The organism is Arthrobacter sp. SLBN-122 (genome assembly GCF_006715165.1).
In the GTDB taxonomy this organism is placed as follows: domain Bacteria; phylum Actinomycetota; class Actinomycetes; order Actinomycetales; family Micrococcaceae; genus Arthrobacter.
On record NZ_VFMS01000001.1, the window covers coordinates 2,665,125 to 2,688,306 of the forward strand.

The following is a 23,182-nucleotide window of genomic DNA, read 5'->3' on the forward strand; positions in this document are numbered from 1 at the left end:
CATCAAGAGTGGCGCCGCCGGATTTGAGGGCTTTAGGCGCAACCTGTGACGTGCCTGTGTAGTCTTGCCCCGCCGCCGCTATCAGGGCGTGGCGGGGCCCGCAGCGGGAAGGCGGACGGCGAACTCGGTCCTGCCCGGCCGGGACACCAGTTCCACGGTGCCGCCGTGGGCCATGGCGATCGACTCGACGATTGACAGGCCCAGGCCGGACGAGCCCTCGGAGCCGGAGCGGGCGGCGTCAGCCCGGGTGAAGCGCGAAAAGATGCTGCCTTGGAATTCGGCGGGGATGCCGGGCCCGTCATCGGTGACCGTGACCACCACGCTCCCGTCTGCGGAGCGCATCAAGCCGGTGGCCACGGTGGTCCCGGCCGGGGTGTGCTTCCGGGCATTGGAAAGCAGGTTGGCCAGCACCTGGTGCAGTTGGGTGGTGTCCCCACGGACCGTGACCGGTTCGTCGGGCAGCTGCAGCTGCCAGGTGTGGTCCGGGGCCATGACCTTTTCGTCACTGACGGTTTCGATCACCAGCTGGGTAAGGTCCACATCGGTGGTCTCGGTTGCCTTGCCTTCATCCAGCCGGGCCAGCAGGAGGAGGTCCTCCACCAGCGCAGTCATGCGTTCCGACTGGCTCTGCACCCGCCCCAGCGACTTCCGGCCGTCCTCGGTGAGGGTCTCGGTCATGCGCATCAGCTCGGTGTACCCGCGGATGGCGGTCAGCGGCGTCCTAAGCTCGTGCGAGGCGTCGGCAACAAACTGGCGCACCTTCATCTCGCTGCGCTGCCGGGCTTCGAGCGCCCTGGAAACGTTGTCCAGCATCAGGTTCAGGGCGTGGCCCACGCTGCCCACTTCCGTGTTGGGATGGGCGGCCGACGGCGGCACTCGGACGGCGAGCGCCACCTCGCCGGCGTCGAGGGGCAGCTTGGAAACCTTGGTGGCGACGTCGGACAGCTGTTCCAAGGGGCGCATGGTCCGGCGGATCAACGCGGTGCCAACCAGGCCGATCAGGACCAGCCCGCCCAGCGAGACCAGCACCATGGTGAGCACCAGTGAGGCTTCGGTGGCTTTCTTCGTGGCCAACGGAAGGCCGGTGATCACCACGTCGCCGTACGGCGTCTCGGTGGCCATCAGCCGGTAATCGCCGTTGGACAGCTGGCGGTCCACCGGCACGCCGTTATGGGGAAGCGCCTGCAGGGCCGCCACATCCGAGGAAGTCAGGGCCGTGCGGGTGGCGTCGGAGGACAGGAAGCCTGCCTCCCGGCTGATCTGGCCGTTGATCACGCGTGCGTTGAGCGTGCCCACGCTTTGGCCGCGCGCATCGAGCGGGTCAGGCCGCCCGGAAGGGTTGCCTTCCGGCGGCCGCCCGCGGGAAGCCTGCATCAGCTGGTTGTCCAGCTGGTTGGTGAGGACCACGTCCATGGAGGCGTAGCTGACCACGCCGATGGCGCCCGAGATGGCGACCAGCAGGGCCATGGACAGCAGGATCAGGCGGGTGCGGAGGTGCCAGGTGGAGGGGTTGAACCAGGACCGGCCGGTGGGCCGGGGGACACCGGAAAGAGACACGCGTTTCCTTTGGCTAGTCTGCAGGCTTGATGACGTAGCCCGCCCCGCGCACGGTGTGGATCATCGGCGGATGATTGGCTTCGATCTTCTTGCGCAGGTAGGAAATGTACAGTTCCACGATGTTCGCCTGGCCGCCGAAGTCGTAATCCCACACATGGTCCAGGATCTGGGCCTTGCTGACCACGCGCTTGGGATTCTCCATCAGGTAGCGGAGCAGCTCGAACTGGGTTGCCGTCAGCTGGATCCCTTCCCCGGCACGGGTAACTTCCCGGGTATCCACATTGAGCACCAGGTCGCCCACCACCAGTTCGGCGGTATCCATGGCGGCCACTCCGGAACGCTGGACCAGGCGGTGCAGGCGCAGCAGGACTTCCTCCATGCTGAAGGGTTTGGTGACGTAGTCGTCCCCGCCCGCGGCCAGTCCCACGATGCGGTCCTGGACGTCGTCCTTGGCTGTCAGGAAGAGCGCAGGCACCTCCGGCGCAAAGGCGCGGATCCTGCCCAGCAGCTCCACGCCGTCGAACCCCGGCAGCATGACGTCCAGCACCAGGACATCCGGATGGAAGTCCTTGGCTAGCTTCACGGCAGCGGGTCCGTCCGCGGCCACGGCCACAGACCAGCCCGCCATGCGCAGGCCCATGCTCATGAGTTCGGACAGGCTCGGTTCGTCATCCACCACCAGGGCACGGATAGGGGAGCCGTCCGGGTGGGTGAGCTGGGGAAGGTTGTTGGTCATGGAGTGCGGGGATGCCATGGGACAACTCTCCGATCTGTCGGTTTGCCAAGGCTTTGCCATTGCTGTGTTCCAGCTGTGAGGTCCAGCCTAGCCACCGGGGACGGAGGCAGCCGCTGGGCCTGCCCCCGCGGGCCCGGCAGGTCACAGGCTGGCTTGGCCTGCCGCACAGCCCCTGCACAGCCTGGCGGCAGAGCTTGTGGGGACAACAGCATCACCACCATCAGTTCCGACCTTTTGGAGAAAGCCATGGATCAGCAAGACGACCACGCCGTACCCCCGGCCTCCGGGCAAAAGAACCAGCCGGCTCCTGTCTGGGGCGGAGCAGCTGACGGCGCCACCGGCCCTGACAATGCCGCAGGGTGGGGCACGACGCCGACAGACGGCCAGGTGCCCAACGCCGGCACGGGCTGGGGCGCACCACAGCAGTACCCCGCCGGCGCTTCCTCCCGTTCCGGGAAAGGGAACTGGACGGCGAAGAAAGGTGTACTGGTGGGCGGCGTGGCGGTGGTTGTGGCTGCCGCAGCCGGTGCCGGTGCATACGCGGCCGGAAACGGGACGGCTGCTGCTTCCACGAACAACGGCGTGGGCACCGGTGCCACCGGCCAGTCCGGAACGGGAGGGCAAAGCGGCATGACCGGGCAGGGCGGCATGACGGGGCCGGGCGGCCAAGGCGGCGTGGACGGCGGCATGGCCGGCGGCACGGGGATGGACGGTGGCCCGGGGGCCTGGGGGATGGGTTCGGCGGCTCTGAACGCAGCCGTCCATTCCAATACGTGGTTCTCCAGGACTCAAGCTATGTGGCCATGGCCGGCCAGACAGGCACCGTCACGGAGGTCTCCGCCACCTCCCTGACCGTCAAAAGCGAGGACGGCTTTTCCCGGACCTATGCGGTGGGTTCCGATGTGCAGGTGATGCAGGGAATGCGGCAGCGGGGCAGCGGGACCGCTTCCAGTTCGCTCAGCCTGTCCACCGTGACCACCGGAGCCACCGTCCGCGTGACAGCGCTGAGGGATTCGGACACCTACACTGCGCAGACCATCCAACTGGCAACGGCCGGTTCCGGCACAGTCCCGGCCCCGGGCACCAGCAGCAACTGACACGCACAGCCAATGCTTGTGCCCCCTGCGATGGGCAGCGCAGGCCGTTCAAACCCAAAAAATCGGCAGAGGACGGGACGTCGGCTGGACAGGAAGGGTCCCTGTCCGGCCGATTCTATGTCAAACGGTTGAATTTCGGCGCAATTCGAAAAATTGAGGTTTCAGCAAAGAAAGTTCGGGGATTGAGGAGATGCAAGCCCCTTTTCCGGATAAGCAGCAAAGAAATTTCACTCTTCCGAAATAGTGATCTGCGGCACAATTCCACGTTTTGTCTCACGATGCGGACGATCCGGTCCATTGTTACTTGCAAGTTCGCATTGTTACGCTGCACACTTCCAATGTGAACAAGAACTCAACAGCACCTGCAGCCGCAGAATATTGGCCCAGCACATCAGCTGCTGCCGACATGCGCTGTTGTCGAATGCACGCCTGACCTTCCCACCCACCGAAGTTCTTAGGCATTCGCCCCCAAGCCCAGCGTCGGGCGCCCCTCCCCGGTCCGCTGACGGGGAAGCCAGCATTCGAGCCGCGAAGACGGCCATTCACATTGAGGTAACCACACATGTCAGTTGCATCCGGATACGTCCACATCTCAGTCCGTAACGCCGCCAAGGCAGGACAGCCCTCCGGTCTTCGTCCCGGCTTCGCTCCCCGCCCGTCGCTTGCTCCCTCCACGTCCGGCAGCAGCTTCCCCGGCCAGGGTTTCGCCCCGCAGGGATACAACCCCAACTCCTACGGCCAGCTCCGTGCCGTGCACCCCGCAGAGTCCGCACCCGTTACCGCCCCTACCCCTGTGGTGGCCGGTCCAAACGCAGTCCGCCCGGTAGCCAACGAGAACGTGGCCCGCGGCTTCGTCCTCTACATGGGCATCGACGAGGAGACCGCAGCAGCAGCCGGAACCTCCATCGCCAAGCTCGCACAGGAAATCCGTGCCTACGCCCAGTCGCTGGTCTCCGGCGCCGAGAGCTACGCCGCCGTGGCAGTAGCCCCCGCCGGCACCCCCGGTTCCGCTCTCGACGTCGTCCGTTCCACCTTCGGCGACCCCACCGTCAACTCCCGCCAGCGCACCGAAACCCCGCGCGCTGCCCAGCCGCAGGAACCGCGCCCCTCCGGCGTGCTCATCGACCTCGCCCGGCGCGAAGTCCACCTCGACGGCGAATCCCTGAACCTGACCTTCAAGGAGTTCGAGCTCCTCAACTACCTCGTCGAAAACGGCACCCGCACCGTTGGCCGCGACGAGCTCCTCGAAGGACTCTGGCGCAACGCCGAAGAAGTGCCCAACGAGCGCACCATCGACGTCCACATCCGCCGCCTCCGCTCCAAGCTCGGCCGCCTCGCCAATACCGTCCGCACCGTCCGCGGCCAGGGCTACCGGTTCTACGAGCACCCGGAAGTTGTTGTCTGGGCCGCTCCGGAGTACTCGATCTAGTCTTGATCTTCGGTCGAAAGGCGCCTGCCCCCCTGGTGGGCGCCTTCGCTTTCGCGAGGCATCCTTCGGCGCCTGCGCTCGTTCCGCCCCACCGCCTCCCTCGCCTCGCAAGCTCGGCCAGGGAACCCGGGCGGCGTGGGCCCAGCCATAACGGCGCTGTCGGGACATCCCGCCTTTCAACGTCGGGGCTCTCCGGGCGCTGTGCCTACGCGGCTGCACGTTCCTCGTGTCACTGTGGGCACGTTTTCGGGCTGTTGTCTGCTGCCGGGGTCCGGGATTCCGCCAATTTTGTTTTTGCTGGTGCCTAAAGCGTGCTTGGCGTGACGTTCTCCGGCCAAGGAACTGTGCGCTTCCTCGTGCTTTTGCTGGCGCTAGGCTTGGGCCATGAGTTCGCACCATGTCCGACGCCTTGTGATCATGCGGCACGCCAAGGCCGACTGGCCCGGCGGGGTGGCCGACCATGAGCGGCCACTCGAAGAGCGCGGGCACCGGGAAGCGCCGCTGGCCGGGCGCTGGCTGCTCAAGCACAACATCATCCCGGACTTCATCCTGTGCTCCAGCGCCCTGCGCACCCGTCAGACCTGCACCTGGGTCTGCTCCGAACTCGGCGACAAGGCCCCCACCCCCAAGCTCGAAGACGGACTCTATGCGGCGTCGGCCCTCCGGATGCTCACCGTGGTCAACCACGTGCCGGACACCGTGACCACGCTGATGCTGATCGCGCACCTGCCCGGCGTGCAGGACCTGGTTATGCACCTGGCCTCTCGCGATTCCGACCACGACGCCTACATGGACGCCGCCACCCGCTTTCCCACCAATGCGCTCACGGTCCTGGAGACGGAGAAACCGTGGGCGGAACTCGACGGCCAGGATGCCCGGATCATGCGGTTCGCGGTGCCCCGGGGCCACTAGATACAGGCCCACTAGACAGAGCCGCACTGGCGCCCGTCCCACCGGTCCCGGTCCCACTGCCCGCGATCTCCCGCAGAAGTCCCGCCACGTGCCTGATGCCGGGGCTGGCCGTCATGGTCCTGCGGTGGACGAGTCCCACTTGCCGCGCCTGGACCGGATTGACCACTGGAATGGCGACGACGTCCGGAGGCAGCGCCGGGCGGCCCAGGCGCGGCACGAGCGCTACAGCCACCCCCTGCTCCACGAAAGCGATATGCGTCGCAAAATCGGGGTCGTAAACCCTGATGTCGGGGACGCGTCCCAGGTCGGCGAAGATCCGCAGCAGGGCTTCGTTGCAGATCGCTCCTGCCGGCGTGCTGATCCACCGCTCGTCCACGAGCTGTGCGGGTTCAACCTCCGGCTGCTGGGCGAGCGGATGCCCGCTGTGGACCAGGACGTCCGCCACGTCCTCGCACAGCCACTCCAGCGTGAGGTGCTCCGGGATGACCAACGGCACGGAATTCCAGTTGTGCACCAGGCCCAGGTCTGCTTCGCCGTTGGCGACCCTGGCCACGGCCTCGCGCGGGTCCTCGGCCAGGACGGAAATATCCAGCGCTGCCCCCGATTGCCCAACCTGGGCCAATAGGGGGCCCACTAACCCCCGGCAGGCAGTGGAAAAGGAAACCACCCGCAGGCTGCCGCTGGGCTTGGCAGGGTCGGCCATCAGCGTGGACTCCAGCTCCTCCAGCTCCGCGAGGATGCGCCGCCCATAAGCAGCCAGGGCCAGTCCGCGCTCGGTCAGCAGGACTCCGCGGCCCCGGCGTTCCAGGACAGCGAAGCCGCCCTCTTTCTCCAGCTTCTTCACCTGCTGGGAGACGGCTGACGGGCTGAACCCCATGGCTTCCGCGGCGGCAATGACGGTGCCGTGCTGCTCAATGGCCGCGAGCGCCCGCAAGGACCCTATGTCGATCATGAAGCAAAGGTACATGATTGAACGCCGAATAAGGCGCTGGTGCTTCATTTGCCGCTCTGCCAGAGTAGGAGCGTGAGCTTCCGCGATTCCCTCCTTGCCCTTCTCGTCGCCCTGCTGTGGGGCCTGAACTTTGTGGCCATCGACATCGGACTCCACGCGGGCGGCCAGAACTTTCCACCCCTGTTGTTCGTTGCGCTCCGCTTCGTCCTGGTGGTTGTCCCCTGGATCTTCTTCGTCAGGAAACCGGAGGTGGGCTGGAAGGCCATTGTCGGCGTCGGACTTTTCATGAGTGCCGGCCAGTTCGGCCTCCTCTACCTGGCCATGGCGCTCGGCATGCCGGCGGGTCTCGCGTCGCTGGTCCTGCAGGCGCAGGTGCTGCTGACCGTCCTGCTTGCCGCTGTGTTCCTGAACGAACGGCCAGCCATGCGCCAGCTGGCAGGTGTTGGGCTGGGCGTTGCAGGACTCGCCCTGGTGGCCGTGGGGCGCAGCGCGGTGGCACCGCTCCTGCCGCTGGTCATCGTCCTGGCGGCAGCGCTGTCCTGGGCGGCCGGAAACGTCATCGCCCGGAAGGCCAGGGCCGCCTCAGGCCTGGGGCTGGTGGTCTGGTCGGGCGCCGTGGTGCCGCTCCCGCTGGGAGCATTGTCGGTGCTGGTTGACGGGCCGGGCCAGGTCTGGACCTCGCTGTCCACTGTCCAGATGCCCACCATGCTCAGCGCCCTGTACACCGCTGTTTTCGCCTCGCTGGTGGGCTACGGAATCTGGAACCGGCTCCTGGCCAGCCACCCGTCGTCGGCCGTTGTTCCGTTTACCCTGCTGGTCCCGGTGGTGGGAATGAGCGCTGCCTGGCTGGTCCTCGCGGAAGTGCCGTCGCCAACGGAACTGGCGGGCGGGCTGCTCCTCCTGGGCGGCGTGGCGACGGCGGTGCTCACCGGGGCAGGAGCGCGGCGTCAGCGGCGGGAGGCCGAGCCGCTGCCGGACCTGGGGGCCGGCCGGGCTGAGGGTGGAGCGGACGACGGCGGGCGCTTGGCCGGCGGGGAGCCGGCGGGCGGGGTGCGGGTGACGGAAGTCCGTTGACGGACTGCGGCTTGGCTGCCCGGGCGCGGGGCGGCAGTGCGCGCCGGCCGCGGACTCCCGCGCCGTGCGGCGGAAGGCCGGCGGCCCGCCGCGCTCCCTCCCCGTCCCGGCCACACGGCACCCAGGAAGAGGATCCCGAAGGTTCCGGCCAGCGCACAGGCGGCACCGAGGAAATAGTTGTCGGGGTCGTCGGTGGGGAGTGGGGTGCCCAGGAAGGAGGACTGGCCGTCGAACGCGAGCTCCCATGTGCTGAGGAACGCCAGGGAAAAGCCGAGGGCAAGGGCAGTCCCGGCGCCGGCGGCCAGCAGGGCAAACCGCCGCCGTCGGAACAGGATCTCGGCAAGCGCTGCGAGGTAGGCCAGGCCCAGCACGCCGAGGAACGCCATGAACACCGGCTCGGCCAGTGTCATCGCCGTAAGGACCAGCAGCCCTGCTGCGACGATGCCGCAGATTACCGCGAACTTCCCGCTCTTCCCCGTATGGCGCATGTGCTCCATCATCCCCGAGAAGCAGGTCCCTTGAGGACGTAGCCGCGCATGATGGCCATGATTGCTGCAACGCTCTGGTCACGTGTGCGCTCGGGGTTGTAGGTCTGCCGGTCCAGGCCCACCACGAAGCAGGCACCGAAGATGGCGGTCTCCAGGCTTCCCCTGGACACTGAACCGTCCACGGGGTAGGCCTCGGCCACACGTTCCACGGCCTGGCCGATCACTTCCAGGAGCTCGCCGCGCAGGACCGAGAAGGTGCCCTGCCACTCGCTGGGAATCCGCCAGTTCTCGCTGACCCACAGGCGGGCAAACGACGGGTACTCGGCCATGAAATCCATGGCCTGGCCAATCATCGCTTCCATGCCCAGCAAGGGGTCACGGCCGGTGCCTTCGCTGTCGGCGGCCTCGAGCAGCTGCGCCTTGAGGATGTCCACCCCATGCCGCAGCAGCTGCGCGATCAGCTCCGACTTGCTGCCGAAGTTGTAGTAGACGGTGCCCTTGGAAACGCCGGCAGCAGCAGCGATCTCGTCCACCGTGACGCTTGCCGCCCCGCGCTCGCCGATCAGCTCCATGGAGGCGTCGAAGAGTTTCTGGCGGGTGGCGTTCGTGCGGGCGGGCCGGAGCCCTTTGGCAGCGGCCGTGGGTTCGGTGCTCATACCGCGATCTCCGGTTTCAGTGTCTTGAGGTTCCAGTATTTGTTCTTGCGAACCGCGAGCGTGGACATGGCCGCGCCCAGCACCGTGTAGCCCAGCAGCCCCGCCAGGGTGGGGACAATCATGGACAGGTCGCCGCCGTAGATCAGGTGCCGCATCCCGGTCACCACGTACCCCATGGGCAGGACCTGGTGCACCACGTGCAGCGGCTGCGGCGTGGTCTGCCACGGGAACGTGCCGCCGGAGGACACCAGCTGCAGGACCAGCAGGATGAGCACCACCAGCTTGCCTGGCGAGCCCAGCAGCGCCACCACGCCCTGGATGAGCGCGCTGAAGGCCATGGCGGCAGCCATCATGAACAGCCACATCAGGATCGGGTGCGCCGGGTTCAGCCCCAGCGCCACGTCCACCACCAGGGTCAGCAGCGATGCCTGCACCACTGAAACCAGCAGGAAGGGCAGCCACCCGCCCAGGGCGATCTTCCACGACGGCGCATTGGAGGCCAATGCCCGCTGCGTAATGGGGCGCATGGCCTGGACCAGCATGAAGATCCCAATCCAGAGGGCGAGCGTGAGGAAGAACGGGGCCAGGCCGGCGCCGTAGGATCCGGCTTTGGCCTGCGACACGTTGCTCACGGCCACGGGATCGGCCATGACCTGGGACAGGTTGCTCTTCTGGGCGTCGTCTGGGTTGGGGACCTGGCCGGCGCCCTTCCCGATTTCATCGGCGAGCGTGCGGGAGCCCGAGGCGGCCTGGCCCGCGCCATCGGCAACCTGGGCCGCTCCGGCATCCACTTTGTGTGCGCCGTCCGCCAGGGCGGCGGCCCCGTCGACGGCGGACTGCTCACCGGCTGCCAGCGCGGCGGCGCCCGTGTGCAGCTGGTCAGCCCCTGCCGAGGCCTGTGCGATAGCGTCCTTCAGGGCGGGCATCCCTGCAGCCAGCTGGGCCGCGCCGACACTGACTGCTTCAGAACCGTTGGCCAGCTGCTGGACCTGGGCCGCATCCGTCTGGATTTTGCTCTTGGCGCCTGCCACCGGACTGGATGCCGCGGCGGCGTCGAAATCGGCAAGGACCTTGTCCGCCTGCTCCTGGGTCAGGACGCCCGAAGCGACCAGCCTGCTGTTGGACTCCGCAACCCTGGAGCGGAGTCCTTGGTCCGCTGCGTCCAACTGTGCCGCCACGTCCTGGATCTTCGCGTTCAACTGGGCGTTCCCGGCAGCCACCTGGGCGGCACCGGACGCGAGCGTCTGGGTATCCGTGGGCAGGGTGGCCGTCTTGTCCTTCAGGACTGACAGGCCGCTGCTGAGCTGCCCGGCGCCGTCGGTCAGTTGGTTGGCGCCGTCGCGCAGCTTCAGCTGGCCGGCGTACAGCTGGTCCGCCCCGCTGCTCAAGGCCGCAGTCCCTTCGTGGAGGGTGAGGGTTCCGTCCCTGAGGGTGGCCACACCGTCGGCCAGCTGGGAGGCGCCGTCCGCGGCCTGGACCATCTTGCCGTGGATGGTGCCGAAGCCTGTGAGCAGCTGGTTGGCGGTTTCCTCACCCACTTCCTTGGCAACGGTGGAGTGCACGGCAGTGGTCAGCTTGTCCACGATGGTGCTCAGGAGGTAGTTGTTGGCATCGTTCGTGGTCACGTTCAGCATGGCCTGGCTGGCGGAGTCGAAGCTGCCGGGCGAAACCAGGTTGGCTGAAAAGTCCTTGGGGATCTTCAGCGCGAAGGCGTACTGCCCGCTGCTCACTCCGGCATCAGCTTCCGTGGAGCTGGCCACGGGCACCCAATGGAAGACGTTGCCTTCCACCAGGCTGTCCGCCACCTTGGCCCCCGCCTCCAGCCGGGTGCCGTCGGCTGTGGTTGCGCCCGAATCCTCCACCACAAGGGCGGCGTCCAGGTTGTTGAGGTGCCCGTACGGATCCCAGTTGGCGTAGAGGTATACCGCGCCGTAGAGCAGCGGGACCATGGTCAGCGCCAGGATGGTCAGCTTGGGCAGCAGCCCGCCGGTCATGCGCTTGAGTTCGGAGCGGGCCAGCCGCAGGACAGTCACTTGGCAACCTCGGTTTCGAGTGGGGTTTCCTGGTTTTCGGGGGTTTCCGCGTCGTCCGGTTCCGCCCTGGCTTCCGCGGCCGGTGCCGCTTCCGGTGCCGCATTCCCGATCACAGCAGCCGGCCCGTCCCACGAGCCGGGGACGGCACTGACTGCCGCCACGACGGCGAGTGGACGCCCGGCGTCGTACGCCAACTCCTGCAGGCGCGGCAGCCAGGTGAGCTCATCGCCGCTGTGGCGGTCCGGGGAGTCAACCACCAGCAGGTCCGTGCGGGGGTTGGCCAGGGCCAGCGCCGTCAGCAGCTCCAGCCGCCGCTGCGGTTCCAGCTGTTCTGTCCACAACCCCGCGATGTCCTCGAACCGGTTGACCTTGAGCCACGGGCCGCTGAGCAGCGCCCCGCGGTAGCGGCGGGGTATCAGGGCCAGGTCCTCGGTTACCAGGTCGCGGACGCTGAGGTGTTCCTCAGGTTCGTTAACGCCGGGGGAGTCCACCAGCGCTGCCGCCACGCGGAGGTGCTTGATCCGCGTGCTGTTGTCCCAGCTCACTTGTCCACCTGAAGCCTTCATCCTCCCGCTGAGCAGGAGGGACAGGGCGGTGCGCTGGTCCTGGCGGTCGCCGGCAACGAGCAGCAGTTCACCGCGGCCCACGGCCAGTGAGGTGGGCGGAAGCAGCGGGTCCCGGCGTCCTTTGGCGTGGAGCTGGTGTGCTGAGAGCAAGGCATGCCTTTCACAGAAATGGTCTGCATCAAGGCTAACCGAACTGACTGGTCAGTTCAAATAAGAATCAGAGCCCATACTTTTCCAGCAGCCGGAGCCACACCTCGCTGATGGTGGGGTAGGAGGGGACGGCATGCCAGAGGCGCTCCAGCGGCACCTCGCCCACCACGGCGATGGTGGCCGCATGCAGCAGTTCCGCCACATCCGGCCCGGCGAACGTGGCACCAAGAAGGACCTTGCGGTCCTCATCAACCACCAGCTGGGCCCAGCCTTCATAGTTCTCCGAGTGGAGGGAGGATCCAGCCACTTGGATCGGCAGCTCCACGGAGGACGCGTTGTACCCGTCCTTCCTGGCCGCCTGCAGCGTGCGTCCGACGCTGGCCAGCTCCGGGTCCGTGAAGACGACGCTGGGCACGGCATGCTGATTGGCCGTCTGGGCATAGCGGGACCAGTCATCGGGGGTTCCCTTGAGCTCACCGTTGGCCCGCGCCGTGATGGCGGCGCCGGTGGCGCGGGCCTCGTACTTGCCCTGATGGGTAAAGAGGTTCTTGCCCGCGGCGTCCCCCACTGCGTAGAGCCAGGCGTCCTCTCCAGGGGTTCCCTGGACCAGCCCTGATGTGTCCGTTGTAAGGGAAAGGTGCCCGGAATCATCCGGCTCGAAGCCCAGGCTCTCCAGGCCCAGGCCTTCCAGGGCCGGATGCCTGCCCGTGGAAACCAGGACCTTCTCCGCCGTGACGTCGGTTCCGTCGCTGAGGCTGACGGTGAGGGTGCCGTCGTCGTTCTCCCGGATGCGTTCCGTGGCGGTGTTCAAGCGAAGCTCCACCCCGTCCGCGCGAAGTCCTGCCGCAACCAGTGCGGAGGCTTCCGGCGGAAATTTGCCCAGCAGTCCACTGCGCGCCACCAGGGTGACGCTCGAACCCAGCCGGGCGAAAGCCTGGGCCAGTTCAGCGCCGGCCACCCCGCCGCCCAACACCGTCAGGCGCTCCGGGACCTCACCCGCCGATGTGGCTTCGCGGGTTCCCCATACCTGTACATCCTGCATGCCCTCAATGGGTGGGGTGTTGGGGGTTGAGCCCGTGGCGAGTACCACGGCATGCCGCGCCCTTAGCAGGTGCCGGTTTCCGTCCAGTCCTGCCACCTCCACGGCCTTGGGTCCTGTCAGCCACGCGTGGCCGCGCACCAGGTCAATGCCTGTGTCCTCCACCCAGGAGACCTGGCTGTCATCCTGCCAGTTGGAGGTGAAATAGTTACGGCGTTCCAGGACGGCGGCGGTGTCGAGGGTGCGGGTGACTGCCTCCTTGGCGCCCGGCGTCGTCTGTGCCCCGTGTAGAGCGGTGCCGGGTCGAAGGAGTGCCTTCGACGGCATGCATGCCCAATAGGAGCATTCACCGCCCACCAGTTCCGCTTCCACGAGCACGGCGGTAAGCCCGCCCTCCACGACGCGGCCTGCCGCGTTTTCCCCTACGGCGCCTGCGCCGATGACAACAACATCAAATTCGCGCTCAGTGGCGTCGGGCATCATGTGCACAGCCTAGCCGGGGGACGATGGGGTTGGCGGCACAAAAAAGGTCCGCACCGGCGAACCGGTGCGGACCTTGTTGGTGCGCCCAAAGGGATTCGAACCCCTGACCTTCTGTTCCGTAGACAGACGCTCTATCCAGCTGAGCTATGGGCGCATTCCGTGTCCCGGGAGAAGAACCGCACTCCCCGAACCTCGAATTACTTTACGCGAGGGTTGGCCGGGATGCCAAATCGAAAGGACTGTAATCTCGGCAACTAGACCGGTATAGGTGACCTTTGTCACTTAATCGGCCGTTTCGCCGCAATAATTCCTTGATTTTCCGCGGAATTCACTTTTGGTGACGGCAGATGTCAGTCAAGCTCCCCAAAAACTCCACTGGTCCGGACCATAGCATTTAGCTCACACCGATGAACCCGAGGAAGGGAACTGCAATGGGCGATCTGGCGCAGAAGCCGCTGCTTGAGAAAGCACCCACCACACATGCCGGCCTGCTGGCATGGGTCGAAGAGGTTGCTGAGCTTACGCAGCCGGACCGCATTTACTGGGTTGACGGGTGCGAAGAGGAATACACCCGCCTTACCGACGAGCTAGTTGCTGCCGGAACCCTGACCCGTCTCAACCAGGATCTCTTCCCGAACTCCTTCGCCGCGTTCTCGGATCCCGCTGACGTTGCGCGCGTTGAGGAACAGACCTTCATCTGCTCGGAAAACAAGCGTGACGCCGGGTTCACCAATAACTGGATGGAACCGCGGGAGATGAAGGACAAGCTGCGCGGCCTGTTCGCCGGTTCCATGCGCGGCCGCACCATGTATGTCATCCCGTTCGTCATGGGCCACCTGGACGCGGAGGACCCCAAGTTCGGCGTGGAGATCACCGACAGCGCCTACGTTGTTGCCTCCATGCGCATCATGGCAAACATTGGCACCGAGGTCCTGGACAAGATCACGGCCACCAACGCCTTCTTTGTTCCCGCCCTGCACTCGCTCGGCGCCCCGCTGGCCCCGGGCCAGGAGGACGTGGCATGGCCCTGCAACCCGGACAAGTGGATTGTCCACTTCCCCGAAGAGCGGTCCATCTGGTCCTTTGGCTCCGGTTACGGCGGCAACGCCCTGCTCGGAAAGAAGTGCTACGCCCTGCGCATCGCCTCGGTCATGGCGCGCGACGAAGGCTGGCTGGCGGAGCACATGCTCATCCTCAAGCTCACCTCGCCGGAGAAGAAGTCGTACTACATGTCCGCAGCCTTCCCCTCGGCCTGCGGCAAGACCAACCTTGCCCTGCTCGACCCCACCATCGAAGGCTGGGAAGTCGAAACCCTTGGCGATGACATCACCTGGATGCGCATCGGCAAGGAAGGCGAACTGCGCGCCACCAACCCGGAGGCCGGCCTCTTCGGCGTAGCCCCCGGCACCGGCTGGGGCACCAACCCCAACGCCATGCGCGCCATTGCCAAGGGCCACAGCATCTTCACCAACGTGGCCTTGACCGACGACGGCGGTGTCTGGTGGGAGGGCATGACGGATGAAGTTCCGGCCCACCTGACCGACTGGGAGGGCAACTCCTGGACCCTCGATTCGGGCCGTCCCGCCGCCCACCCGAACTCCAGGTTCTGCACCCCCATCTCGCAGGTGGACATGCTCGCTGAGGAGTACTACAGCCCCGAAGGCGTGGAGCTCTCAGCCATCCTGTTCGGCGGCCGCCGCAAGACCACCGTTCCGCTGGTCACCCAGGCGCGCAGCTGGACCAACGGCATTTTCATGGGTTCCACCCTGTCCTCCGAGACGACGGCCGCTGCTGCCGGGCAGGTCGGCGTGCTCCGCCGCGACCCTATGGCCATGCTGCCCTTCATCGGCTACGACGCCGGTGACTACCTGAAGCACTGGATCAGTGTCTCCGGAAAGGCCAATCCCGAACGCCTGCCGCACATCTTCCTGGTGAACTGGTTCCGCCGCACCGCCGACGGTGACTTTGCATGGCCTGGCTTTGGCGACAACGCCCGGGTCCTGAAGTGGGCCATCGAGCGCCTCGAGGGCAAGGCAGACGCCGTCGAAACCCCCATAGGCTTCGTTCCGGCCGGACACTCACTGGACCTCACCGGCCTTGACCTCACCCACGCCCACGTCGAGGACGCCGTCCGGGTTGACCGCGAGGAATGGGACACCGAGCTGGCCTCCATCGAGGATTGGTACGCAAAGTTCGGCGATTCACTGCCGGATGCCCTGCGCGCGGAGCTCGACTCCCTGAAGGAACGCATGGCCAAGCATTAGCCCCTGGTTAAAGCAACGACGGCGGCCCGCACCTTTTCGAAAAGGTGCGGGGCCGCCGTTTTTCCATCCATCGATTGCTCCCCACCGTTGTCGTTTTCAGGCTTCAAAACGACAAGTACGTGGGCCCACGCCGGCCGGGTTCCCTGGCCGAGCTTGCGAGGCCAGGGGGCCGGTGGGGAGCAATGGAATCAGCTGGCGAGCCAGATGTCCGGGCCGAAGACCTCGTAGTGGATCTTGGTGGCCGGGATGCCGGCGTTGATGGCTTCGTTGCGGATGTTCTTCATGAACGGCAGGGGACCGCACAGGTAGAGGGAGGCGTCGGCCGGAAGGTCCACTTCACGCAGGGTCATGAATCCCTCCTTGGCGCCGTCCACCGGCTTCTCGAGCCAGAGCTGCAGTTCGGCACCGTCAAGGCGTTCGACGTCGTCCGTCATCTGGCTGCGCAGGGCCCAGCTGTCCAGGGTGCTTTCGGCGTGCAGCACCAGGACCTGGCGGTCGGAGCCGGACTCGGCGAGCGAGCGGAGGATGGAGGCGGTGGGGGTGCAGCCGATGCCGGCGGAGGCGAGGACCACCGGGCCGTCGTCCTCCTTCAGGGTGATCTCGCCGTAGGGGTTGGAGATTTCGACGACGTCGCCCACCTGGACAGTGTTGTGCAGGACCGGGGAGACCTCGCCGCCGTCGTCCAGCTTGGTGGTGAAGGTGCGGCTGGTGCCCGCATCCCCGGAAAGGGAGTACTGCCGGACCTGGCGCAGGCCATCCGCGACGGCCACCTTCACGCTGATGTACTGGCCGGGAAGGGCCGGGGTTACAGGGGTGTCGTCGGCGGGCTCCAGCGTGAAGGTCATGGAACCGGTTCCTGCCGGTTCCTTGGCTGCCACGCGCCAGGGCATCCACATCCTGTCATTGGCCTGTGCGGCGTAGAGGCCCTTTTCAAGCTTGATCAGGGCGTCCGCCATCAGCCAGTACACCTCGGTCCAGGCTTCGGCGATCTCGGGCGTGATGACCTCGGCCAGGTCTTCGGCGATCGCCGCGAAGAGGTGCTCGTAGACCACCTGGTACTGCGGTTCGGTGATGCCCAGGGAGGCGTGCCGGTGCGCGATGCGCGAAAGGACGGTTTCCGGCAGGGTGCCCGGGTTGTTGACCAGGTGGGTGGCGAAGGCGGCGATGCTCCCGGCCAGGGCCTGCTGCTGGTTGCCTGAGCGCTGGTTGGAGCGGCTGAACAGGCCATCCATCAGTTCAGGGTGCGCCGCGAACAGGCGGGCGTAGAAGTTGGGGGTGATGGATCCGATCCTGGAACCGACCAGCGGCAGGGTGGCCTCAATGACGGGGCGGGACTTGTCCGAGAGCATCTGAACTCCTGAGGTTATGGCCGGGGCCTTCGTCCGGCCGGATGAAAACTCATATTTCAAATACAAGTATTTCTGCCTCAGTTCTACACCTTGTAGAAGTTTGAAATCAAACCGGGAGCCGGCACCCGGATGGCAAGGTCAAAGCCCTGGACGCAGGCCGATCATCTGGAAGACCGGCGCCATCTGCCGCTCCTGCGGGAGGTCCGCGATGACCACGGAGTCCAGTTCCGCATAGAAGGCCTCGCGGGCGCGGGCGAGCGCGCCGCGGAGTTTGCACTCGTTGATGAGGGGGCAGTTCCCGCCGGGCGCCACGCAATCAGCAGGGTCAGTGCGGGTATCAAGTTGCCGCAGGATCTGGCCCACGGTCGCGATGCGGCCAGCATGGCTGAGCCGCGAACCGCCGGAGCGGCCGCGGACAACCTCAATGAGCCCCATGCTCCGCAGCTTCGCCATGGCCTTGCTGACGTGGTTGTAGGGTGTTCCCACGGAGTCCGCGATGCTCTGGGTGGTGAGCAGCGTACCGTCCGGAACGGCTGCGAGCACCATGAGTGCGCGCAGGCTGACGTCGGCGAAGGCATTGATCTTCATGGCTGCAGTCCGGTCTAGTCCACCCAGATCGCTGGTTCGCTGGCGTCCGCGCCCAGCTCGCCGAATTCCCAGGACTGGGTGGTTGCATTGGCGGAGTACGGCAGCACCGCGGCAAACAGGGAACCGTCCCGGTGCTCGGCAGCCACGTGGATGGCGTCCGAATCCTCCTCCACCAGCAGGATGTCGCAGACCACGGCGGCGGCGCGGAAGTCGTCCCGGTTCTGGCGGAGGAGGGCCTGCAGGTCGTGGATCATGGCATCGGCGTCGAAGTCCCCGTCGCTGCCTTCCGTGGCATCCGCCGGGGAAACGGCAACCAGCCGCACCTCGCCGTCGTTCTGGACCGTCAGGGCAAAGGGCAGGAAACCGCCGTTGCGCTGGAGCTGCTCCTGGGCCGCGCTGACGCCCGTGCCCAGGAGGTTTTCCAGGTCGGTTGCCGTGGCCTCGGAAACGGAATCGCGCCAGCCTTCCTGCCCGCTGTTTCCGTCCGCTGCCTGCCCGGTGTGGTCTGCCATCCGCTGTTAGGCCCGCACCAGGGACAGGACGCGGTCGCGGATGCGTTCCATGGTGGCCCGGTCCGTGGCCTCGGCGTTGAGCCGCAGGAACGGTTCGGTGTTGGAGGGGCGCAGGTTGAACCAGTAGCTGCCGTCATTGGCCGTGAAGGTGCTGCCGTCCAGGTTGTCGATGGTGAGGTCCTCATCCGCGAAGGCCTGGCGCACCCGCTCCACCGCTGCCGGCTTGTCCTCCACCTCAGAGTTGATTTCGCCGGAGCTGATGTAGGGCTCGTATTCGCGGGCCAGGTCGGAGAGCGGGCCGTCCTGCTCGCCCAGGGCTGCCAGGACGTGCATGGCTGCCAGCATGCCGGTGTCGGCGTTCCAGAAGTCGCGGAAGTAGAAGTGGGCGGAGTGCTCGCCGCCGAACACCGCGCCTTCCTTTGCCATGACTGCCTTGATGAAGGAGTGGCCCACGCGCGTGCGGACGGCGCGTCCGCCGTCGTGTTCCACCAGTTCCGCAACGGCGCGGGAGGTCAGCAGGTTGTGGATGATGGCGGGCTTTTCCTCGCCCTGGGCCTTGGCTCGGGCGATCTCGCGGCGCGCCACCATGCCGGTAATGGCCGACGGCGACACGGGCTCGCCCTTCTCGTCGATGACAAAGCAGCGGTCGGCGTCGCCGTCGAAGGCCAGTCCGATGTCCGCGCCGTGTTCGGTCACGGCGGCCTGCAGGTCGCGGAGGTTTTCCGGCTCCAGCGGGTTGGCCGGGTGGTTGGGGAATGAACCGTCCAGCTCGAAATACAGGGGGACGATGTCGAATGGCAGCTTGGGCAGCAGCGCGTCGCCCAGGACGGCCGGGGTGGTCAGGCCGGCCATGCCGTTGCCGGCGTCCACCACAACCTTCAGCGGGCGGGAGGCAGAAAGGTCAACGAGCTTGCGGAGGTACTCGGAGTAGTCCTTGAGTACGTCGCGGACGCTGATGAGGCCCCTGGTGCCGGTTGCCGGGATGGACCCCGAGTTGAGGTACTGCTCCGCGAGGGCCTGGATCTCCTTGAGGCCGGTTTCAGAGGAAATGGGGACAGCACCCGCCTTCGCCATCTTGATGCCGTTGTACTCGGCGGGGTTGTGGCTGGCGGTGAAGGTGGCCCCGGCGCGGTTGAGGAACCCGCAGGCAAAGTAGAGCTCATCGGTGGAGATCAGGTCCAGCAGCTCCACATTCGCGCCGCGGGCTGCTGCCCCGTTGGCGAAGGCCTTGGAGAACTCCGGGGAGGAAGGACGCATGTCCCCGCCCACTACGATCGTCTGGCCTTCAAGCTGCAGGACATCCACGAACGCGGCCCCCACGGCTTCGACGATTTCGGCAGTGATCGACTCGCCTACAATCCCACGGACGTCGTAGGCCTTGAAGGATGCCGAAAGGTCAAATGTCGCTGTCTGTTCGCTAGTCACGGGCTTTATCTTACGTGGGCAGCGCGGGCGGCCAATGTGGTTGGGGGAGCTCTTTCGTAACAGGTCCGCCCTTAGGGGCCGCTTTCCACATAGCAGCCGGCCGCTGTGCAGGGTGTCGGAGGGTGCTGGGATACTGAATCAATGGCCGATAACAAGTACACGTCCCCAGTTTCCGCTACCGCCGTTGCAGACATGGCAGGTCCCGGCGCACCCGGCACCGCCACCCACGCCGAGGCGCTGGAGGTCCTGCGCGGCCTGGTGGGGCACCCGGACGCGGTCTTCCACGACGGGCAGTTTGAAGCCATTGAGGCATTGGTCGACGGCGGGCGGCGGGCTTTGGTGGTCCAGCGCACCGGCTGGGGCAAGTCGGCCGTGTACTTTGTGGCATCCCTGTTGCTGCGGCGCAGGGGCGCCGGGCCCACGCTGATCGTCTCGCCGCTGCTCGCCCTGATGCGGGACCAGGTGGCCGCCGCCGCCCGCGCCGGGGTGCGCGCCGTGGCCATCAACTCCGCCAACCAGCTGGAGTGGGACAGCGTCCGTGAACAGCTGGCCGCCGATGAGGTGGACGTGCTCCTGGTTTCCCCGGAACGGCTGACCAATCCCGCGTTCCGGGAAACCCAGCTGCCCGAATTGATCCGGCGGACGGGCCTGCTGGTCATCGATGAAGCCCACTGTATTTCCGACTGGGGCCACGACTTCCGCCCCGACTACCGGCGGATCGCGGACCTCATCACACGGCTGCCGGATTCGGTCCCGGTCCTGGCCACCACCGCCACTGCCAACTCGCGTGTGGTGCACGATATCGAAGAGCAGCTCGGCGCCGGGGTCCTGACCATCCGCGGTTCGCTGGGCCGCGACTCGCTCCGGCTTGGCGTCCTGTCGCTCCCCGACTCCAAAGAGCGGCTGGGCTGGCTCTTGACCCACCTGGCGGATCTGCCGGGCAGCGGGATTATTTACACCCTTACCGTTTCCGCGGCCGAGGACACTGCCCGCCTGTTGTCCGAAGCAGGTCACAATGTGCTGGCCTACACCGGGCGGACCGATCCCGCGGACCGTGAGCGGGCCGAGCAGCTGCTGAAGGACAACCAGGTCAAGGCGCTGGTGGCCACGTCCGCCCTGGGGATGGGCTTCGACAAGCCCGATCTTGGTTTCGTGGTCCACCTCGGGGCGCCGTCCTCGCCCGTGGCCTACTACCAGCAGGTGGGGCGTGCCGGCCGTGGTGCTGCCAACGCTGACGTCCTGCTGCTCCCCGGCGCGGAGGACCGGGAGATCTGGCAGTATTTCGCCACCGCGTCCATGCCCTCGGAGGAAAAGGCCGCGGCGGTGCTGACTGCTTTGGCCGAGGCCGGAGCTGCCCTGTCCACGGTGGCACTGGAAGCAAGGGTGGATCTTCGCCGCACACCGCTTGAGCTCCTGCTCAAGGTGCTGTCCGTGGACGGAGCTGTGGAGCGGGTGGGTGGTGGCTGGCGGTCCACCGGCCAGCCGTGGGTTTACGATGCCGAACGCTACCGCCGGATTGCCGAGGCGCGGGTGGACGAGCAGGACTCCATGGTGATCTACCAGGACACCGCAGGCTGCCGGATGGAGTACATCACCTCGGTCCTGGATGATGAGACGGCCCGTCCGTGCGGGCGGTGCGACAACTGCGCGGGCCGGTGGTTCCCGGCGGAGGTGGCAGCCGATGCCACAGCGGCGGCCAGCCAAACCCTGAGCCGCGCCGGCGGCGTCCTTGAACCGCGGCTTCAGTGGCCCAGCGGCATGGACCGGCTGGGAGTGCCGGTGAAAGGAAAACTCAAGGCCGGAGAGGGCCTCTCGGAGGGGCGTGTCCTGGCCCGGCTGACGGACCTCGGATGGGGCGGCGCTTTGCGGGAGCTGTTTGCCGCCGGTGCGGAGGACCGTCCGGTGGACCCCGGGATGCTCCAGGCATGCGTGCAGGTGCTGCGCGAATGGGGAACCGGCGACAGCCGGACCCCTGGGTGGAGCGGAGCGGGCAGGCCGGCCGCCATCGTGGGGGTGCCGTCCCGCAGCAAACCGCAGCTGGTGGGTTCGCTGGCGCGGGGAATTTCCGATATCGGGCGGATCCCCTATCTCGGTGAGCTGCAGCTGGCACACGGAGGCCCCACCGGCGGCCGCGGCGGAAACAGCGCCTACCGGCTGGCGGGAGTATGGGACCGGCTGGTGGTGGGACCCGAGCTTGAAGCCGCCCTGCAGTCCGTCCAGGGCCAGACAGTCATGCTGATTGATGACCTGGCCGACAGCCGGTGGACCCTTACCGTCGCCGGGCGCGCCCTTCGGCTTGCCGGGGCGGGACCGGTGCTTCCCCTGGTTCTGGCCCAGGCCGGCTGACGGCAGCCCCTGCATGGCGGGGGAGCAGGAGGCTGTCCGCGGTACTGGCCAGCATCAGGACCGCCATCGCCACGAATGCGCCCCGGAAGGGCCCGGCCTGGTCCTGTGGCGCGAGGGACAGCCCGTCGAAAGTCCGGATGAGCAGGGCCGCCACCGCGATACCCGAGCCCGTGCCGAGTTGAACCAGTGTGGCGGAAACAGTGTTGGCGGAGGTCAGCTGTGCCGGCGGGATATCGGCATACTGCACGGAGGCATAAGCCGAGAAGCCGATGGAGCGGAAGGCTCCGCTGCACACCAGCAGAACCACCATCAACGCTTCAGGGGTCTCCGGTGTGAGGAGGGCGCAGAGAGCGAAGGTGACGGCGGACCCCAGCGAGGCGAACACCAGCATCGCCTTGAAACCGAACTTCCGGATCAGCGGGGTGGTGGCCGGTTTGATCCCGATGTTCCCAATGAACACGGCTGCCACCAGGGCGCCGGCATGCAGCGGAGACCAGCCGAACCCGGTCTGGAGCATCAGCGGAAGAAGGAACGGGACCGAACTGATGGTCACCCGGTACACGAACCCGCCCGTGGCCATCGCCCGGAAGGTCCGGGTACGGAAGACCTGCAGGTTGAACAGCGGATGCGGCGTCCGCCGCATCCAGAACACGGCTCCGGCCAGTGCCGCAATTCCGGCAGCGGCACTGATTCCGGCCCAGGGGAGGTCCGGAAGGCTGCTGGCCAGCTCCAGGCCGGCCACCAGGGCACCCACCCCCACGGTGGTCAGGACCATCCCGGGCCAGTCGAGCCGCCGGCCGGAATCCCCGGGTGCTGCTGGGACCAGGCGCAGGGCGGCGAGGAACGCGGCGGCACCCAGGGGGAGGTTCACCAGGAAGATCCAGTGCCAGGAAAGGTACGTGGTGAGCGCCCCACCTACCAGCGGTGCCAGGACCGGCGCCAGGAGCCCGGGCCACACCAGGAAGGCGGTGGCGCGCAACAACTCAGATTTCGGGGTTCCGCGCAGGACCACCAGGGTCCCCACTGGAACCATCATGGCCCCGCCAACGCCCTGGGCGACCCGGCTTAGCGTCAGCGTGGCCAGGTCCTGGCTAAGGGCGCAGGCCAGGGAAGCGAGCGTAAAGACGGCGATGGCCGCGCAGAAGATCCGCCTTGCGCCGAACCGCTCCGCCAGCCAGCCGCTGATGGGAATGCCGACGGCTACCGTCAACAGGTACGCGGTCATGGTGATGTTGACGTCAGCGGCGGCAACGGCCAAATCAGCCGAAATGCTGGGGATGGCCGTGGTGAGGACTGTGCCGTCCAGGAATTCCATGAAAAACGTTGCCGCCACGAGAAGTGCCAGTCGTGGGTTCCATGCCGCCCGGGCGACGTCCGGTTGGTGTGAGTTGCTGCGTGCCGCCATGGGCCAATCCTGCCACTGCGGTGGAGGCAGGCGCCTTCCCCGTCCGCTGTCCGGACAGCGCGTTCCCGCGGGAGGCGAAAGCCGCGCCCACGCTTTCAGAAGCTTGTCCGCGCATCCGAAC

The 23,182-nt window shown here is 66.8% G+C and carries 19 protein-coding genes and 1 tRNA gene; 7 read left to right on the forward strand and 13 right to left on the reverse strand.

Translation table 11 applies throughout. The annotated features are described in order from the left end of the window. Positions 1-81: 81 nt before the first annotated feature. Positions 82-1,557 carry a sensor histidine kinase gene (locus tag FBY36_RS12505; RefSeq protein WP_142119842.1) on the reverse strand — a complete coding sequence of 492 codons (1,476 nt, stop codon included), beginning with the start codon at positions 1,555-1,557 and terminating at the stop codon, positions 82-84. 13 nt (positions 1,558-1,570) lie between these two features. Continuing rightward, complete coding sequence (locus FBY36_RS12510; RefSeq protein WP_142030193.1) at positions 1,571-2,311, reverse strand: response regulator transcription factor; 741 nt, start codon at positions 2,309-2,311, stop codon at positions 1,571-1,573. A gap of 228 nt (positions 2,312-2,539) precedes the next feature. On the opposite strand from FBY36_RS12510, the gene FBY36_RS12515 reads away from it, so the two are divergent. From FBY36_RS12515 to FBY36_RS12530, 4 genes are all read left to right on the forward strand, one after another. After that, positions 2,540-3,145 carry a hypothetical protein gene (locus FBY36_RS12515; RefSeq protein WP_142119844.1) on the forward strand — a complete coding sequence of 202 codons (606 nt, stop codon included), beginning with the start codon at positions 2,540-2,542 and terminating at the stop codon, positions 3,143-3,145. Further along, the gene (locus FBY36_RS12520; protein ID WP_142119846.1) at positions 3,097-3,390 is read left to right on the forward strand and encodes a hypothetical protein; all 294 of its coding nucleotides are present in this window, start codon (positions 3,097-3,099) and stop codon (positions 3,388-3,390) included. Before FBY36_RS12515 ends, FBY36_RS12520 begins: the two co-directional genes overlap by 49 nt. Positions 3,391-3,952: 562 nt before the next feature. Next, positions 3,953-4,819, forward strand: a complete 867-nt coding sequence (locus FBY36_RS12525) for a winged helix-turn-helix domain-containing protein (RefSeq protein ID WP_142119848.1) — start codon at positions 3,953-3,955, stop codon at positions 4,817-4,819. A gap of 384 nt (positions 4,820-5,203) precedes the next feature. Next, the gene (locus tag FBY36_RS12530; RefSeq protein WP_142119850.1) at positions 5,204-5,731 is read left to right on the forward strand and encodes a SixA phosphatase family protein; all 528 of its coding nucleotides are present in this window, start codon (positions 5,204-5,206) and stop codon (positions 5,729-5,731) included. Here the strand turns inward: FBY36_RS12530 and FBY36_RS12535 are convergent. Further along, on the reverse strand, positions 5,700-6,683 hold the full coding sequence (locus tag FBY36_RS12535) for a LysR family transcriptional regulator (RefSeq protein ID WP_235008816.1): 984 nt from the start codon (positions 6,681-6,683) through the stop codon (positions 5,700-5,702). The genes FBY36_RS12530 and FBY36_RS12535 overlap by 32 nt on opposite strands. A gap of 72 nt (positions 6,684-6,755) precedes the next feature. Between FBY36_RS12535 and FBY36_RS12540 the strand changes: the two genes are divergently transcribed. After that, on the forward strand, positions 6,756-7,757 hold the full coding sequence (locus tag FBY36_RS12540; protein WP_142119852.1) for an EamA family transporter: 1,002 nt from the start codon (positions 6,756-6,758) through the stop codon (positions 7,755-7,757). Positions 7,758-8,253: 496 nt separating this feature from the next. Here the strand turns inward: FBY36_RS12540 and FBY36_RS12550 are convergent, their stop codons facing one another. The 5 genes from FBY36_RS12550 to FBY36_RS12570 all read right to left on the reverse strand — a co-directional run bounded on the left by FBY36_RS12550 (position 8,254) and on the right by FBY36_RS12570 (position 13,326). After that, entirely contained in the window at positions 8,254-8,901 is a 648-nt protein-coding gene (locus FBY36_RS12550; RefSeq protein ID WP_142119854.1) for a TetR/AcrR family transcriptional regulator, read from the reverse strand. Further along, positions 8,898-10,934 (reverse strand): YhgE/Pip domain-containing protein, encoded by a 2,037-nt coding sequence (locus FBY36_RS12555; RefSeq protein WP_142119856.1) that lies wholly within the window; start codon positions 10,932-10,934, stop codon positions 8,898-8,900. The genes FBY36_RS12550 and FBY36_RS12555 overlap by 4 nt, the downstream gene beginning before the upstream one ends. Beyond that, entirely contained in the window at positions 10,931-11,650 is a 720-nt protein-coding gene (locus tag FBY36_RS12560) for an ABC transporter ATP-binding protein (protein WP_142119858.1), read from the reverse strand. Before FBY36_RS12560 ends, FBY36_RS12555 begins: the two co-directional genes overlap by 4 nt. 67 nt (positions 11,651-11,717) lie before the next feature. Continuing rightward, on the reverse strand, positions 11,718-13,172 hold the full coding sequence (locus FBY36_RS12565) for a dihydrolipoyl dehydrogenase family protein (RefSeq protein ID WP_142119860.1): 1,455 nt from the start codon (positions 13,170-13,172) through the stop codon (positions 11,718-11,720). Between the two features lie 77 nt (positions 13,173-13,249). Next, a tRNA-Arg gene (locus tag FBY36_RS12570) sits at positions 13,250-13,326 on the reverse strand. A 277-nt stretch (positions 13,327-13,603) separates the two neighbouring features. Here FBY36_RS12570 and FBY36_RS12575 point away from each other — a divergent pair. Further along, positions 13,604-15,436 (forward strand): phosphoenolpyruvate carboxykinase (GTP), encoded by a 1,833-nt coding sequence (locus tag FBY36_RS12575; protein ID WP_142119862.1) that lies wholly within the window; start codon positions 13,604-13,606, stop codon positions 15,434-15,436. Between the two features lie 188 nt (positions 15,437-15,624). On the opposite strand, the gene FBY36_RS12580 is transcribed toward FBY36_RS12575, so the two are convergent. The 4 genes from FBY36_RS12580 to FBY36_RS12595 all read right to left on the reverse strand — a co-directional run bounded on the left by FBY36_RS12580 (position 15,625) and on the right by FBY36_RS12595 (position 19,310). After that, positions 15,625-16,785: a globin domain-containing protein gene (locus FBY36_RS12580; RefSeq protein WP_142119864.1), complete on the reverse strand. Its 1,161-nt coding sequence runs from the start codon at positions 16,783-16,785 to the stop codon at positions 15,625-15,627. A gap of 138 nt (positions 16,786-16,923) precedes the next feature. Continuing rightward, on the reverse strand, positions 16,924-17,373 hold the full coding sequence (locus tag FBY36_RS12585; protein WP_142119866.1) for an RrF2 family transcriptional regulator: 450 nt from the start codon (positions 17,371-17,373) through the stop codon (positions 16,924-16,926). A gap of 14 nt (positions 17,374-17,387) precedes the next feature. Continuing rightward, entirely contained in the window at positions 17,388-17,885 is a 498-nt protein-coding gene (locus FBY36_RS12590; RefSeq protein WP_142119868.1) for a hypothetical protein, read from the reverse strand. Positions 17,886-17,891: 6 nt separating this feature from the next. Further along, positions 17,892-19,310: a phosphomannomutase/phosphoglucomutase gene (locus FBY36_RS12595; protein ID WP_142119871.1), complete on the reverse strand. Its 1,419-nt coding sequence runs from the start codon at positions 19,308-19,310 to the stop codon at positions 17,892-17,894. A 141-nt stretch (positions 19,311-19,451) separates the two neighbouring features. On the opposite strand from FBY36_RS12595, the gene FBY36_RS12600 reads away from it, so the two are divergent. Next, complete coding sequence (locus FBY36_RS12600) at positions 19,452-21,656, forward strand: RecQ family ATP-dependent DNA helicase (protein WP_142119873.1); 2,205 nt, start codon at positions 19,452-19,454, stop codon at positions 21,654-21,656. On the opposite strand, the gene FBY36_RS12605 is transcribed toward FBY36_RS12600, so the two are convergent. Beyond that, on the reverse strand, positions 21,580-23,061 hold the full coding sequence (locus FBY36_RS12605) for an MFS transporter (RefSeq protein ID WP_142119875.1): 1,482 nt from the start codon (positions 23,059-23,061) through the stop codon (positions 21,580-21,582). The two genes, FBY36_RS12600 and FBY36_RS12605, sit on opposite strands and share 77 nt — an antisense overlap. Positions 23,062-23,182: the final 121 nt, after the last annotated feature.